General features: G+C 63.1%; 13 protein-coding genes. 3 read left to right on the top strand and 10 right to left on the bottom strand.

Going from position 1 to position 14,275, the window contains the following annotated elements; all coding sequences use genetic code 11:
- The 3 genes from AB7S84_RS12615 to hypB form a co-directional block, all read left to right on the top strand.
- Positions 1-999: ribonuclease D (locus AB7S84_RS12615; RefSeq protein WP_428154805.1), on the top strand; the 999-nt coding region annotated here is incomplete at its 5' end.
- A gap of 23 nt (positions 1,000-1,022) precedes the next feature.
- Complete coding sequence (locus AB7S84_RS12610; protein ID WP_020878105.1) at positions 1,023-1,616, top strand: alpha/beta hydrolase; 594 nt, start codon at positions 1,023-1,025, stop codon at positions 1,614-1,616.
- 34 nt (positions 1,617-1,650) lie between these two features.
- Positions 1,651-2,322 carry a hydrogenase nickel incorporation protein HypB gene (gene hypB, locus AB7S84_RS12605; protein ID WP_428154802.1) on the top strand — a complete coding sequence of 224 codons (672 nt, stop codon included), beginning with the start codon at positions 1,651-1,653 and terminating at the stop codon, positions 2,320-2,322.
- A gap of 198 nt (positions 2,323-2,520) precedes the next feature.
- Here the strand turns inward: hypB and AB7S84_RS12600 are convergent, their stop codons facing one another.
- The 10 genes from AB7S84_RS12600 to AB7S84_RS12555 all read right to left on the bottom strand — a co-directional run bounded on the left by AB7S84_RS12600 (position 2,521) and on the right by AB7S84_RS12555 (position 13,922).
- Positions 2,521-2,859, bottom strand: coding sequence for a hydrogenase maturation nickel metallochaperone HypA (locus AB7S84_RS12600; RefSeq protein WP_428154807.1), 339 nt, complete (start codon positions 2,857-2,859; stop codon positions 2,521-2,523).
- Positions 2,860-3,027: 168 nt separating this feature from the next.
- Positions 3,028-3,897, bottom strand: a complete 870-nt coding sequence (gene sucD, locus AB7S84_RS12595; protein ID WP_020876069.1) for a succinate--CoA ligase subunit alpha — start codon at positions 3,895-3,897, stop codon at positions 3,028-3,030.
- A gap of 35 nt (positions 3,898-3,932) precedes the next feature.
- Positions 3,933-5,099 carry an ADP-forming succinate--CoA ligase subunit beta gene (gene sucC, locus AB7S84_RS12590; RefSeq protein WP_428154799.1) on the bottom strand — a complete coding sequence of 389 codons (1,167 nt, stop codon included), beginning with the start codon at positions 5,097-5,099 and terminating at the stop codon, positions 3,933-3,935.
- A gap of 88 nt (positions 5,100-5,187) precedes the next feature.
- Positions 5,188-7,248, bottom strand: a complete 2,061-nt coding sequence (locus AB7S84_RS12585) for a pyruvate carboxylase subunit B (RefSeq protein ID WP_020876067.1) — start codon at positions 7,246-7,248, stop codon at positions 5,188-5,190.
- 231 nt (positions 7,249-7,479) lie between these two features.
- Positions 7,480-7,713, bottom strand: coding sequence for a hypothetical protein (locus AB7S84_RS12580; protein WP_020876066.1), 234 nt, complete (start codon positions 7,711-7,713; stop codon positions 7,480-7,482).
- A 57-nt stretch (positions 7,714-7,770) separates the two neighbouring features.
- Positions 7,771-9,324, bottom strand: a complete 1,554-nt coding sequence (locus AB7S84_RS12575; protein ID WP_020876065.1) for an acyl-CoA carboxylase subunit beta — start codon at positions 9,322-9,324, stop codon at positions 7,771-7,773.
- Between the two features lie 218 nt (positions 9,325-9,542).
- On the bottom strand, positions 9,543-10,517 hold the full coding sequence (meaB, locus tag AB7S84_RS12570; RefSeq protein ID WP_020876064.1) for a methylmalonyl Co-A mutase-associated GTPase MeaB: 975 nt from the start codon (positions 10,515-10,517) through the stop codon (positions 9,543-9,545).
- Positions 10,518-10,645: 128 nt separating this feature from the next.
- Entirely contained in the window at positions 10,646-12,787 is a 2,142-nt protein-coding gene (scpA, locus tag AB7S84_RS12565; RefSeq protein WP_020876063.1) for a methylmalonyl-CoA mutase, read from the bottom strand.
- Between the two features lie 30 nt (positions 12,788-12,817).
- Positions 12,818-13,222, bottom strand: coding sequence for a methylmalonyl-CoA epimerase (gene mce, locus AB7S84_RS12560; RefSeq protein WP_020876062.1), 405 nt, complete (start codon positions 13,220-13,222; stop codon positions 12,818-12,820).
- Positions 13,223-13,319: 97 nt separating this feature from the next.
- On the bottom strand, positions 13,320-13,922 hold the full coding sequence (locus AB7S84_RS12555) for a TetR/AcrR family transcriptional regulator (protein ID WP_428154795.1): 603 nt from the start codon (positions 13,920-13,922) through the stop codon (positions 13,320-13,322).
- Positions 13,923-14,275: the final 353 nt, after the last annotated feature.

Genomic DNA, 14,275 nt, shown 5'->3' with positions numbered 1-14,275 from the left:
TCGGGCCTCCGGCCCATTTTCGCGGATCCCGGCGTCCGCAAGATTTTTCACGGGGCGGACTACGACGTCCGATCCCTTCACCGGGACTTCGGCATCGAGATCGAAAACCTCTTCGACACCCAGATCGCCTGTCGGTTCCTGGGGTTTCAGGAGAGCGGCCTGGAGGCCGTCATCCGCAGCCAGTTCGGCGTCCGCCTCGACAAGAAGTTTCAGAAGAAAAACTGGTCCAGGCGGCCCCTGCCGCCGGAGATGCTCGCCTATGCCGCATCGGACACCCGCTATCTCATCCCCCTGGCCGAGCGCCTGACCGCAGCCCTCCGGGAAAAGGACCGCCTGCAGTGGGTGGAGGAGGAGTGCCGTCTGCTCACCCAGGTCCGGTCTCTGCCCGAGAACGGGGAGCCCCTCTTTCTCCGGTTCAAGGGCGCCGGCCGGCTTCACCCCCGGAACCTGGCCGTACTCGAGGCCGTGCTCCGGCTTCGGCGGGAGATCGCCGAAAAGAAGGACCGGCCTCTTTTCAAGGTGTTCGGCAACGACAGCATCATGAAGATCGTCAAGGTCCGGCCCACCTCGGCGGCAAAGCTGGAGCGGGCCGGCGGGCTCAGCCGGAAGCAGCTGGAGATGTACGGCCATGCAGTGGTGGAGCGGGTCCGCGAGGCCATGGAACTGCCCGAGGAGGCGCTGCCCGACTACCCCCACACGAAATCCCCGACCCTGTCGCCCCGGGTCCCCGAAAGGGTCAAGGCCCTCAAGACCTGGCGGGATCAAAAGGCGGCGGACCTTGACATCGACCCCACCCTGATCCTGAACAAATCGCTTCTCACGGTACTGGCCGTGACCCACCCCCGCGACGCGGCGGCCCTTTCAGCCGTCGACGAACTGAAAACGTGGCAGCGGGAGGCCTTTGGCGAGGAGATCCTGGCGGTGCTGACCGCCCTCCGGAAGCCGCGCAAGCCCGCACCCAAATCCCGGCGCAGGCGGCGGAAAAAACGGCCGGCCTGATTCCTGTATCCTGGAGGTGTATCATGGAAAAGAGAATCTTTTTCACGTGCGGCGGAATGCAGCTGGCAGGGCTTTTTCACCCCGGGGGCGAGAAGGGGGCGGTGGTCACCCATCCCCATCCCCTCTACGGCGGGGACATGCACAACGTTGTGGTGGAGGCCCTGGTGCTGGCCTACCAGCGAAAGGGGTTCGCCACCCTCCGGTTCGATTTCCGGGGAACGGGCCGAAGCGAGGGGACCCACGACAACGGGGTCGGAGAGCGGGAGGACGTTTTAGCCGCCCTGGCCTTCCTCGCTGAAAAAGGGGTCCGCCGCTTCGATCTGGCCGGCTATTCCTTCGGGGCCTGGGTGAACGCCCGAATCGGTTGCCCAGACCTCCACCGCATGATCATGGTGTCGCCCCCCGTCAACTTCCTCGATTTCGGGGATGTGGGCCCCATCCCCTGCCTGGATCTGGTGGTGGTGGGCGACGACGACGACTTTGCGGCGGCAGACCGCGTGCAGCGGATGACCGCCGCATGGAACCCCGACGCCCGATGCACCGTCATCCCCGACACCGACCATTTTTACAGTGGTGCCATCCGGGAACTGGATGATGTTTTGAACAAATGTATATGAACCCCGGCCCAAAGGGCCGCCACAGGATGCTGCCATGGAAATCAAAATCGTTCGCAAGGTGTTGGGGGTCAACGACGCCAACGCGCTTCGGAACCGGGAACGGTTCGCCGACAACAACGTGTTCGTTCTCAACGTCATGAGTTCCCCGGGATCCGGGAAGACGACCCTTCTGGAAAAGACCATCGCGCGCCTCATGCCCGGCATCCGCTGCGGCGTGATCGTGGGGGACATCTGCACGGCGAATGACGCGGACCGGCTGGCCGTGACCGGCGTTCCCGTCGTTCAGGTCAACACGGACGCCTTTGGCGGGGACTGCCACCTGGCGGCCCATGTCATCGAGAAGGCCGCGGAGGATCTCGACCTTTCGGCTCTGGATCTTTTGATCGTGGAGAACGTGGGGAACCTGGTCTGCCCCGCGGAGTTCGACATCGGCGAAAACGCCCGGGCCGTGGTGCTCAGCGTCACCGAGGGGGAGGACAAACCCGTCAAGTATCCCCTCATGTTCCGGGAGTGCGACGCCGCCGTCCTCAACAAGACGGACCTCCTCCCCTATCTCGACTACGACCGGGAGGCGGCCGTGGGCTATATCCACGAGGTCCACCCCGGCATGCCGGTATTCGAACTCTCGGCCAGAACCGGCGACGGCCTCGATCCCTGGGTGGACTGGATCAGGGAGAGGGTGAGGGAAAAGAAGGCTGAAGGCTGAAGACTGAAGGGGTGCGTTCGCGACGCACGGTACCTTTATACCCTTCAGCCGCACCGCCATCCACCCAATCACATAATCACATAATCACATAATCACATAAAACCATAAAACTCTAAAACTCTAAAACCCTAAAACCCTAACCACCACCCCTCCCCCTTGCCCTGTTTTTCCTTCAGCCTTCAGTCTTCAGCCTTCAGCCTATTCTTCTATCTCTATCGCCGTCACCTCCAACTCCCGGCCGGAGAGGATCCGGACGGCGCCCCCGTTGCAGCGGGGGCAGATGAAGTGCGGCTGGTCGGCGGTCCATTGGTGTCCGCAGTCGTCGCAGACCGCGGTGACGGGAATCTCCTCGATGTCGAGAACGGCGTTCGCCAGCGGGGTGTCCCGGGCGACCACGTCGAAGCAGAACCTGAGGCTCGCGGGGACCACCGCCGACAGCCTGCCCACGCGCAGGCGCACCCGCTCCACGCGCTTCCCGGCCATGTCCGCCGGAATGGCGGCAGCGGCGATCTCCGCAATCTGCATGGCGATGCCCATTTCGTGCATAAAAGGTGTTAGGGTGTTAGAGTTTTAAGGTTTTTAGTGATTATATGATCAGGGGGATGGGGGTCCGACCGCTGACCTCTGTCCTCCGACCCCTGGGCTCCGCCCTCCGGCCGCCGTCTCCCCGCCGTCGGGGGGCGGGGAGGGGGGGACGGGGGAGGGTTACTTGAAGGTTTCGGCGCAGACGTCCTTGAGGTAGGCGAGGTTCTCGCAGACGGTGATGCCGTTGGCCTTCATGGCCGCGACCTTGCTCTGGCCCGTGCCGCTGCTGCCGCTGATGATGGCGCCGGCGTGGCCCATGCGGCGGCCCGGAGGCGCGGTGAGTCCGGCGATGAAGCCGACCACCGGCTTGGTGACGTTGGCCTTGATGTAGTCGGCGGCGTCCTCCTCGGCGCTGCCGCCGATTTCACCGATCATGACAATGCCCTCGGTGGCGTCGTCCTCCTGGAAACGGCTCAGGCAGTCGATGAAGTTGGTGCCGTTCACCGGATCGCCGCCGATGCCGATGCACGTGGTCTGGCCGAGGCCCGCCAGGGTGAGGGCATGGACCGCTTCATAGGTCAGGGTCCCGGAGCGGGAGACCACCCCGATCTTCCCGGGCATGTGGATCTTGCCGGGCATGATGCCGATCTTGCACTCGCCCGGCGTGATGATGCCGGGGCAGTTGGGGCCGATGAGGCGGACGGGTTTGCCCTTGATGTAGTTCTTGACCTTCAGCATGTCCATGACCGGAATGCCCTCGGTGATGCAGACGATGAGGGGGAGCTCGGCGTCGACGGCCTCCATGATGGCGTCCGCCGCAAAGGGGGGCGGCACGAAGATCATGCCGGCGTTGGCGCCGGTCCTGACCACGGCCTCCCTGACGGAGTTGAACACCGGGACGTCGTCCATCATCATGCCGCCCTTGCCCGGCGTCACGCCGGCCACGACCTTCGTCCCGTATTCGATGCACGCGCGGGTGTGGAACTGGCCTTCCTTTCCCGTGATCCCCTGTACCAAAAGTTTCGTGTCTTTATTGACGAGTATGCTCACTGTGGTGTCCTCACTGGCTTACGGTGGTGGTTGCGTTACTGGATGACTTCTGTCAGCTTTCGGGCGGCGTCCTTGAGATCCGTCGCGTTGATCAGCGAGAGGCCCGAATCCGCAAGGATCTTCCGGCCTTCCTCCAGGTTGGTGCCCTCCATGCGGATGATGACCGGAACGCGCATGCCGACCTTGCGGGCGGCCTGAACCACGCCGTTGGCCAGACGGTCGCACCGCAGGATGCCGCCGAAGATGTTGATGAGGATGGCCTTGACGTTGGGGTCTCCCTGGAGGATGCGGAAGCCGTTCTCGATCTGCTCCGCGCTGGCGCCGCCGCCCACGTCCAGAAAGTTGACCGGTTTGCCGCCGGCGAACTTGATGCAGTCCATGGTCGCCATGGCCAGACCGGCGCCGTTGACCATGTTGCCGACGTTGCCGCCGCCGCCGAGGTGGATGTAGTTGAGCTGATACCTGGAGGCTTCGACCTCGGTGGGGTCCTCCTCGTCCAGGTCGCGATACTCGACGACGTCCTTGTGGCGGTAGAGGGCGTTGTCGTCGAAGTCGACCTTGGCGTCAAGGGCGATGACGGTGTTTTCCGCCGTCAGGACCAGGGGGTTGATCTCCACCATGGAGCAGTCGTAGTTCACCGCCATGTGATAGAGGTTTTTCAACAGGGTCGTGAAGGATTTCATGGCCTCGGCCGGGATGTTGAGCCCGAAGGCGGCGGACCTGAGATGATAGGGCATGAGGCCCAGCAGGGGATCCACGAAGACCTTGATGATCTTCTCGGGGGTTTTTTCGGCCACCTCCTCGATGTCCATGCCGCCGGCCTCGCTGGCCATGATGACCATCTTGGCCGTGCTCCGGTCGGGCAGGATGCTGAGGTAGAGCTCCTTGGCGATGTTGAGGCCCTCCTCGATGAGGAGCTTCTTGACGCGCTTGCCCTCGGGGCCGGTCTGCTTGGTGACCAGGGTCATCCCCAGGATCTGGTTGGCATAGGCGTCGAATTCCCCCGCGTCCTTGGCGACCTTGACGCCGCCGCCCTTGCCCCTGCCGCCGGCATGGATCTGGGCCTTGACCACCACCGGAAACCGGCCGAGCTTGTCCGCCACGGCCCTGGCTTCGTCGACGCTGAAGGCGACGCCGCCCTCGGGCACCGCGACGCCGTGTTTTCTGAACAATTCCTTGGCTTGATATTCGTGGATCTTCATGATCTCCCTGCTTTCTTGTCTGTCGGGTTGGGTAGAGGGCGGGGCGCCGGCAGCGCGGCCGGTCGCCCCGGACATTGCTTGAGGAACGTCAGCCGATCACGCAGAGGACCGCGCCCTTGGCCACCGAGTCGCCGCTGGAGAAATTGACGGCCTTGACAGTGCCGTCGCAGGGCGCCGGCAGGGCGTTTTCCATCTTCATGGCCTCCAGGATCACCACGGTGTCGCCCTTCTTGACGGCGTCGCCCACCTTCTTGGCATAGGAGACGATCATGCCGGGCATGGGGGCGGTGAGCGGCGTGCCGGAGGCGTCCGCAGCGGGTGCCGGGGCCGCGGGTGCAGGCGCCGGGGCCGCGGCCTTCGGGGCTGCCGGCGCGGCAGGCGTCGGTTTCACGGGTGGGGCCGGCGCGGCGGGCGCCGGTCTTCCGGGGGCTGTGGGTGCCGCCGGTGCCGCGGGCGCGGCAGGGGTTGCGGGAGCGGCCTGAGCCGGGGCCTGGTAGGCGATGATCGGGGCCCCGCCGGGTTCGTCCACCTCCACCGCGAAGTAGTCGCCGTCCACGAAGACGTTGAACTTCCGCGTAGCCTCGCCCTTCTCGGGCACATCCTTGGCCGGGGCCTTCTCCACCAGGAGTCCGGCCTTGGCCTTTTTGATCAGCTCCTCATCCTTCTTCACGTCCTCAATGGTTCGCGGGAGCACCTCTTTGGGCGGGGCCTCGACGCCGTATTTCCACTTGAGGAACTTCCTGCCGGTGACCGGGTAGATGGCGTAGAGGATCACGTCGTCGATGTCCTTGGCCAGGTCCCCGATCTCCTCACGGGCCTTTTCCAGCTCGGGCTCCAGCACCTCGGCCGGGCGGCAGGTGATGGGCTCCTCGCCCCGGGAATAGCCCTTGAGCGCCTTCTTCTGAACCTCGGGATCGATGGGGATGGCCGTCTTGCCGTAGAGGCCGTAGCAGAGGTCCTTGACCTGGGCCGTGATCATCTTGTACCGCTCGTTCTCGTCGTCGAAGAGGACGTTGTTGACGGTCTGGATGCCCACGATCTGGCTGGTGGGGGTGACCAGCGGAATGGCGCCCAGCTCCTTGCGGACCCTGGGCAGCTCCTTGTAGACCTGGTCGATCTTGTCGAGGGCGTCCATCTCCCGGAGCTGGTTGACCAGGTTGGAGAGCATGCCGCCCGGCGTCTGATGGAGCAGCACGTTGATGTCGATGACGGAGACCTTGCTGTCGTCCAGGAGGTGCTTGTACTTGGGCATGACCTCCTTCTCGAGGATCTCGTTGATCCGGGCCAGTTTCTTGATGTCGAACCCGGTGTCGCGGTTGGTGCCCAGAAGGGCCATGACCAGGGGCTCCACCGCGGCGTGGGAGGTGCGGTAGGCATAGGGCGTCATGCAGGTGTCGATGATGTCCACCCCCGCCTCGATGGCCTTCAGGTGGCTCATGGGCGACATGCCCGAGGTGAAGTGGCTGTGAAGGTGGATGGGCGGCTTGACGGCCGCCTTGAGGGCCTTGATCAGGTTGTAGGCGTCGTAGGGGGCGATGAGGCCGGCCATGTCCTTGATGCAGATGGAGTCGGCGCCCATGGCCTCCAGATCCTTGGCCTTGTTGACGTAGTAGTCGAGGTTGTAGATCTCGCCGCCCAGGCGGGGCTCGGTCATGGTGTAGCAGATGCAGCCCTGGAAATGCTTGCCGGCCTTCTTGATCCCCTTCACCACCGTTTCGAAGTTGCGGTAGTCGTTGAGGGCGTCGAAGGTCCGGAAGATGTCCATGCCGTTCTCGGCGGTTCGCTCCACGAAGGCCTCGGCCAGATCATCGGCGTAGTTCCGGTAGCCCACCAGGTTCTGGGCCCGGAGCAGCATGGAGAAGGGGGTCTTCTTGAAGTAGCGCTTCAGGGTCCGGAGCCGCTGCCACGGGTCCTCGTTCAGGAACCGGTGCATGGTGTCGAAGGTGGCCCCGCCCCAGGTCTCCACCGCCCAGAAGCCGACTTCGTCCATGAGTTCGGCCACGGGGATCATGTCCTCGGTGCGGCCGCGGGTGGCGAAGAGGGACTGGTGTCCGTCGCGGAGGGACAGGTCCATGATCTTGATGGGGTTCTCCGCCTTGGGTCGGTCGGGGCTGTAATTCATTTCGGTCATCTTGACTTGGTCGCTCATGTGTATTCTCCCGTTATGAAAGGTGTATCGCCTGAAGACCGGGCCTCCGGCTCGATGCTGCGTGTCAGGGGGTCAGGCGGTCAAGTGCCTGCCGTCGCGGATCGAAGAGCCGGGGCTTTGGGCCTTCAGCCTGTTTTTATAGGCGTTGGACTGTCGGCTGCTGGCTGCGGACTGAAGGGCGGGGGGTTACGGTGTTCCGTCCTTTCCCTTCAGCCTAAATCCCTTCGGCCTTCAGCCTCTTTTTACGTGAAAGGCCTTCATCTGCATCAGGTTGCGCATCTGCATGATGTCCTGGCGGCCGCCGACGCCCCAGAGGGAAGGCATCGGGGCCGGCTTTTCCGGCGCCGGGGGTGCTTCGGCCGGGGGCCCCTGCATGGCCGCCATTTCCTCGCCGCTCTTGATATAGGCCGCTACGGCCGACAGGGCGGCGGTGATTTTTTTCCTGTTCGTGTCGTTCTCTTTCATGCCGACTCCTTCGTTTCGGTTTCGGGTCATCCTCGGCCTCGTGTCCCGGGTCGGGGACTACAGCGGGATGTTGCCGTGTTTCTTGGGCGGCCGGAGTTCCCGCTTGCCGCAGAGGGCCTCCAGGGCGTCGATGAGCCGGGGCCGGGTCTCGCTGGGGATGATGACGTCGTCGATGTAGCCCCGCTCCGCCGCGCGGTAGGGGTTGGAGAAGAGGTCTTCGTATTCCTGGATCTTTTCCTTGCGCTTGGCCCCGGGGTCCTCGGCGGCCTTGATCTCGCGGGCGTGGATGATGTTGGCCGCACCGGCCGCGCCCATGACCGCGATTTCGGCCGTGGGCCAGGCAAAGGCCATGTCGGCCCCCAGATCCTTGGAGCACATGGCGAGATACGATCCGCCGTAGTCCTTGCGGGTGACCAGGAGCAGCTTGGGCACGGTGGCCTCGGAATAGGTCCAGAGCAGCTTGGCGCCGTGGCGGATGATGCCGCCCCATTCCTGGTCGGACCCGGGCAGGTAGCCGGGCACGTCGGCGATGGTCAGCATGGGGATGTTGAAGGCGTCGCAGAAGCGGATGAACCGGGATGCCTTGTCCGAGGCGTTGATGTCCAGAGCCCCGCCCATGTAGGCCGGCTGGTTGGCGATGATGCCGATGGTCCGCCCGTTCAGCCTCGCGAACCCGATGAGGATGTTGGGGGCGTAGAGCTCGTGGGGCTCGAAAAAGTCGCCGCTGTCCACGATGGCGGCGATCACGGTCCGCATGTCGTAGGACTGGTTGGGGTTGTCCGGGATGAGGGTGTCCAGGGCCGGGTCCATGCGGTCGGGTCGGTCGCCGGTGTCGACGATGGGCGGATCCTCCATGTTGTTGGACGGGAGGAAGGAGAGGAGCTTCTTGATCTTGTCGATGGCGTCCTCCTCGGACTCGCAGGCGAAGTGGGAGACGCCGCTCTTCTCGTTGTGGGCGCTGGCGCCGCCCAGGTCCTCGAAGCTGATCTCCTCGCCGGTGACCGCCTTGATGACCTGGGGCCCGGTGATGAACATGAAGCTGGTGTTCTTGACCATGAAGATATAGTCGGTCATGGCCGGGGAGTAGACCGCGCCGCCGGCGGTGGTGCCCATGATGGCCGAGATCTGGGGGATGACGCCGGAGGATATGGAGTTGCGGTAGAATATCTGACCGAAGCCCGACAGGGCGTCGACCCCCTCCTGGATCCGGGCGCCGCCCGAGTCGTTGAATCCCACGAAGGGCGCGCCGGCCTTCAGGGCCATGTCCATGACCTTGCAGATCTTCTTGGCGTGCATCTCCCCCAGGCTGCCGGCCCGGGCGGTGAAATCCTGGGCAAAGGCGAAGACCGTCCGGCCGTCCACCTTGCCGTAGCCGGTCACCACGCCGTCGGACGGGATCTCGACCTTCTCCATGCCGAAATTGCCGCACCGGTGGATCACGAAAGCGTCCACCTCCCGGAAGGTTTCCTTGTCGAAGAAGAGATCCAGCCGCTCCCGAGCGGTCAGCTTGCCCTTCTCCTTGTGCTTGGCCACGGCCTTTTCGCCGCCCATCTGCAGAATCCTGGCCTTCCGATCCTTGAGATCCTGAATCTTGTCTGCAACATTACCCATCTTCCCATCCTTTCATCGTTTATTTGAGCCGGAGGCGGGGGGCCTTCGGCCAGACTGAAGTCTGAAGGCTGAAGGCTGAAGGTACGGGCCTTCGGCCGGGTTTCAGGTGTTTAGGTGATTAAGTGATTAAGTGATTAGGTGTTTAGGTGTTTAGGGGGCCGAGGGCTTTGGCCCTCGGCTTTAACCACTTAACCACTTAACCACTTAACCACTTTTTTTCATTTCAACCGCCCGAGCAGTTCCGCGGCGGCTGCGGTGGGGGAGAGGATGCCGTTCTCCACGTCCTTTCGCAAGCGCGGCAGGGCGGCCTTGACCTCGGGGTCGCCGAAGAACCATCCCCGGAGACCCTCGTCCAAGAGGAAGGCCATCCAGTCCAGGGCCTGCTTTTTCCGGAGGGCCGCCAGCTCGCCGCTCCGGGTCAGCTTGTCCCGGTGGTCCAGGACGGTCTCCCAGATCTTGTCCACGCCGTCCAGGGTCAGGGCGCTGCAGGTGAGGACGGGGGGAGACCAGTTGGGGCTGCCGGGCATCAGCAGGTGCAGGGCGGCCTGGTATTCCTTCCGGGCCATCTCCGCGCGCATGACGTTGTCGCCGTCCGCCTTGTTGATGGCGATGGCGTCGGCCACCTCCAGGACCCCCTTCTTGATGCCCTGGAGCTCGTCGCCGGCGCCCGCGATCATCAGCACCAGGAAGAAATCGACCATGGAGGCGACGGTGGTCTCCGACTGGCCGACGCCCACGGTTTCGATGATGACCACGTCGAACCCGGCGGCTTCGCATACGAGCATGGTCTCCCGGGTCTTGCGGGCCACGCCGCCCAGGGTCCCGCCCGAGGGGGAGGGGCGGATGAAGGCGTTGTCGTTGACGGCGAGCTTCTCCATTCGGGTCTTGTCCCCCAGGATGCTCCCGCCGCTGCGGGTGCTGCTGGGGTCGACCGCCAGCACCGCCACCCGGTGGCCCTTGTCGGTTAGGCGGGTGCCGAAGCTTTCGATGAAGGTGCTCTTGCCGGCCCCGGGCACCCCGGTGATGCCGAGCCGGACGGCGTTTCCGGTGTGGGGCAGGAGCCGGTCGATGACGGCCCGGGCCAGTTCCTGGTGGGCCGGCAGGGTGCTTTCGACGAGGGTGATGGTCCGGGCCAGCATCAATCGGTTCCGGTCCAGCACGCCCTGGACGTAGTATTCGGGATCTTTGAACATAAAAAAAGGTGGTTAAGTGATTAAGTGTTCAGGTGATCAAGGGCCGGGGACGTATGCATTTCCGCCCCGGCCCCGGGCTGAAGGCCGGGTCACCCCTTCAGCCTTCAGCCTTCATTCAGCCATCAGCATCACTTCATATACTTTTCTTCGAGCATTGTCAGCACTTTGTTTGCCGAGTCGGTGATGGGGGTGCCGGGGCCGAAGACGGCCTTGACGCCGGCGTTGTAAAGGAAGTCATAGTCGCCCGGGGGGATGACCCCGCCCGCGATGACCATGATCTCCTCGCCGCCCGCCTTTTTGAGCTCCTCGATGAGGGCCGGCACCAGGGCCTTGTGGCCGGCGGCCAGGCTGGAGGCTCCCACCACGTGGACGTCGTTTTCAATGGCCATCTTGGCCGCCTCTTCAGGGGTCTGGAACATGGGGCTGATGTCGACGTCGAAGCCGAGGTCGGCATAGGCGCTGGCCACCACCTTGATGCCGCGGTCGTGGCCGTCCTGGCCCATCTTGGTGACGAGCATCCGGGGACGGCGGCCCTGCTTTTCGAGGAAGGCCTCGGTCCGTTTGCGAAGACCCTCGATGACGTCGGCGTTCCGGGTGTACTCAGAGGCATAGGCCCCCGAGATGCAGCGGGTGGTGGCGACAAACCGGCCGAAGACCTTTTCCATGGCGTCGGAGATCTCGCCCACGGTGGCCCGGGCACGGACCGCCGGCAGGGCCGCCTCCAGGAGGTTTCCGCCGCTTTCAGCCGCCCGGGTCAGGTCGGCCAGGGCCTTCTCCACGGCGGCCTTGTCGCGGGTGGCCTTGATCTCGTTGATGCGGGCCACCTGCTCGTCGCGCACGGAGGCCGGAACCTCACGGACCTCGAAGTCGATCTTCTCGTCGGGGAGCTTGTATTTATTGACGCCCACGATGACGTCGAGGCCCTGGTCGATGCGGGCCTGCTTGCGGGCCGCCGATTCCTCGATGCGCATCTTGGGCATGCCCGACTCGATGGCCTTGGCCATGCCGCCCAGTTCCTCGATCTCGTCGATGATCTTCTGGGCTTCCTTCACGATGCTGTCGGTGAGGGCCTCGACATAGTAGGAGCCGCCCAGGGGGTCGATGACGTGGCAGATCTGGGATTCGTCCTGGATGACGATCTGGGTGTTTCGGGCGATGCGGGCCGAGAAGTCGGTGGGCAGCCCGATGGCCTCGTCAAAGGAGTTGGTGTGGAGGGACTGGGTCCCGCCCAGGACCGCCGACAGGGCCTCCAGCGTGGTCCGGATGATGTTGTTGTAGGGATCCTGCTCCGTGAGGCTCCAGCCCGAGGTCTGGCAGTGGGTTCGCAGCATGGAGGACTTGGCGTTCTTCGGGTTGAACTGGCTCATGAGCCGGTGCCACAGGAACCGGGCCGCCCGCAGCATGGCGATGTCCATGAAGAAGTTCATGCCGATGCCGAAGAAGAAGGAGAGGCGCGGGGCGAAGGTGTCCACGTCCATGCCGCTCTTGATGGCCGCCCGGACGTACTCGACGCCGTCGGCCAGGGTGAAGGCGGTCTGGAGGACGCTGTTGGCGCCGGCCTCCATGATGTGGTATCCGCTGATGCTGATGGTGTTGTACTTGGGCATCTCCCTGGAGCAGAAGGCCATGATGTCGGAGATGATCCGCATGGAGGGCTCGGGCGGGTAGATGTAGGTGTTCCGGGTCAGGTACTCCTTGAGAATGTCGTTCTGGATCGTTCCCGTGAGCTGCTCGTGCTTGACCCCCTGCTCCTCGGCCGCGACGATGTACCCGGCCAGGATGGGGATGACCGCGCCGTTCATGGTCATGGAGACGGACATCTGGTCGAGGGGGATGCCGTCGAAGAGGATCTTCATGTCCTCGACGGAGTCGATGGCGACCCCGGCCTTGCCGATGTCGCCGGAGACCCGGGGGTGGTCCGAGTCATAGCCCCGGTGGGTGGCCAGGTCGAAGGCGACGGAGAGGCCCTTCTGGCCGGCGGCCAGGGCCCTGCGGTAGAAGGCGTTGGACTCCTTGGCCGTGGAGAAGCCGGCGTACTGGCGGATGGTCCAAGGGCGGCCGGCGTACATGGTGGCCATGGGACCCCGGACGTAAGGGGCCAGGCCCGGCAGGGTGTTGACGCACTCCAGCCCTTCGATATCCTCGGCGGTGTAGAGGGCCTTGACCTTGATGCCTTCGGGGGTCATCCAGTCGAGGGTGTCGGGGGATTTGCCCTTCATCTGCTTACTGGCGATTTCTTCCCATTTCTTTTTGTTCGGATGTTCTGACATGTGACGCTCCTTCGGGGTTGACGGTTCAGGTTAGTCTCTCTGGCACAGCTCCACCAGCACGCCGCCGGTGGCCTTGGGATGCAGAAAGGCGATCTTCGCCCCGCCGGCGCCGATTCTCGGCTTCTGGTCGATCAGCTGAATGCCTTTTTCCTTCAACTCCGCAAGGGCCTCCTCGATGTTTTCCACGCGAAAGGCCACATGCTGAAAGCCCTGCCCCTTCTTTTCGATGAACTTGGCCACGGGGCCGTCCGGAGACGTCGACTCCAGAAGCTCCACCTCGCTCTCGCCCACCGGGAAGAAGGCCGTGGTAACCTTCTGTTCCGCCACCGTCTCGGCGCCCTCGAATTTCAGCCCGAGAACCTCCGACCAGAAATTTTTGCCGTCGTCGATGCTGTTGACGGCGATGCCCAGGTGATCGATTTTGAGTATCTTCATGCCTTCCTCCTGAATCAATTAAGGTTAACCGTTTTCGCCCCAGGGGCGTTTTTAAGAAGCGAAGCGCGGGCGGACGCCCTCGAGACGGGGACCCTGCTCACGCTTTCTCTTTGATATCGGGATTGGTTATGCCCCGCCATACCATCTCGAAAAGGGTGTTGGCCTGTTCCGACAGGCTCTCCTTCTGTCCGCGAAGGATCCACATGAAAAAGGTGCGCTGGACAAAGCCCATGATGAAGTCGAGGAGGACCCCGGCCTTGACGTGGGGATTGAGGATGCCTTCCTGCTGTCCCTGGCGAAGCACGTCGACGAGGAGGTCGATCATCTTCCGCTGCTGGAAGGTCTCGTCCGCCATCCAGGTCTTCATGGGCAGGGTCATGAAAAGGATCCGCCCCAGCCCCGTGTGGCGCTCGTAGTAATCGAGCTGCAGCCAGAAGACCTTCCGGAGCTTTTCCTTGAGATCCTCGATCCCCTGGAGATGGTCGACGATCCGGTCGGTCAGTTTGCCCAGCCAGACGTCGACAAAGGCGAAGACAAGCCGCTCCTTGCTGCCGTAATGCTTGTAGATGGTCGTGAAGCTGACCCCCGCCTTCTTGGCGACGTCCCGGATGCTGGCCTTGTGAAAATCCGATTTGGAAAAAACCTCCAGCACGGCTTTTTCGAGACGATCGTGAATATCCGGATTAAATGCATCTACCATCGTTACTGCTTGTCCAATCCATTAAATTGACCCGTCACGGCAATGGCAGGAAAAAATAATGCGTTACAAGGGTTGAGGTCTGGCGCTCCCTTCAAAACCGACATCCTTTTTGATTCCCGCGGGAAATGGCGTTTCGACCTGTTTTTATGTTTAACAATTCGAAAAAATGGAATAAAAAAAGAAAAAGACCCAAAGGTATTTTTGAATGAATAACATTGTTATCGCTTATGGTTTTATGCAAAGCCGCGAAGACTGTCAAGAGAAAAAAGGGGGGGCTTTGGCGGTGGGGGGAAATGGGGGGAGGGGATTGCGGGATTTGGGTTATAAGTGGTTATGTGTTTATGTGGTTATGT

This window comes from Desulfococcus sp. (genome assembly GCF_050178255.1).
In the GTDB taxonomy this organism is placed as follows: Bacteria; Desulfobacterota; Desulfobacteria; order Desulfobacterales; family Desulfococcaceae; genus Desulfococcus; species Desulfococcus multivorans.
This window is presented reverse-complemented; position numbering and strand designations above follow the sequence as displayed.

Bases quoted from the DNA above. Each gene is read 5' to 3' on its own strand.
- meaB (WP_020876064.1), bottom strand. From the start codon at position 10,517: ATGTTCAAAGATCCCGAATACTACGTCCAGGGCGTGCTGGACCGGAAC.
- sucC (WP_428154799.1), bottom strand. From the start codon at position 5,099: ATGAAGATCCACGAATATCAAGCCAAGGAATTGTTCAGAAAACACGGC.
- AB7S84_RS12610 (WP_020878105.1), top strand. From the start codon at position 1,023: ATGGAAAAGAGAATCTTTTTCACGTGCGGCGGAATGCAGCTGGCAGGG.
- AB7S84_RS12575 (WP_020876065.1), bottom strand. From the start codon at position 9,324: ATGGGTAATGTTGCAGACAAGATTCAGGATCTCAAGGATCGGAAGGCC.
- AB7S84_RS12585 (WP_020876067.1), bottom strand. From the start codon at position 7,248: ATGAGCGACCAAGTCAAGATGACCGAAATGAATTACAGCCCCGACCGA.
- AB7S84_RS12555 (WP_428154795.1), bottom strand. From the start codon at position 13,922: ATGGTAGATGCATTTAATCCGGATATTCACGATCGTCTCGAAAAAGCC.
- AB7S84_RS12600 (WP_428154807.1), bottom strand. From the start codon at position 2,859: ATGGGCATCGCCATGCAGATTGCGGAGATCGCCGCTGCCGCCATTCCG.
- AB7S84_RS12580 (WP_020876066.1), bottom strand. From the start codon at position 7,713: ATGAAAGAGAACGACACGAACAGGAAAAAAATCACCGCCGCCCTGTCG.
- scpA (WP_020876063.1), bottom strand. From the start codon at position 12,787: ATGTCAGAACATCCGAACAAAAAGAAATGGGAAGAAATCGCCAGTAAG.
- hypB (WP_428154802.1), top strand. From the start codon at position 1,651: ATGGAAATCAAAATCGTTCGCAAGGTGTTGGGGGTCAACGACGCCAAC.
- mce (WP_020876062.1), bottom strand. From the start codon at position 13,222: ATGAAGATACTCAAAATCGATCACCTGGGCATCGCCGTCAACAGCATC.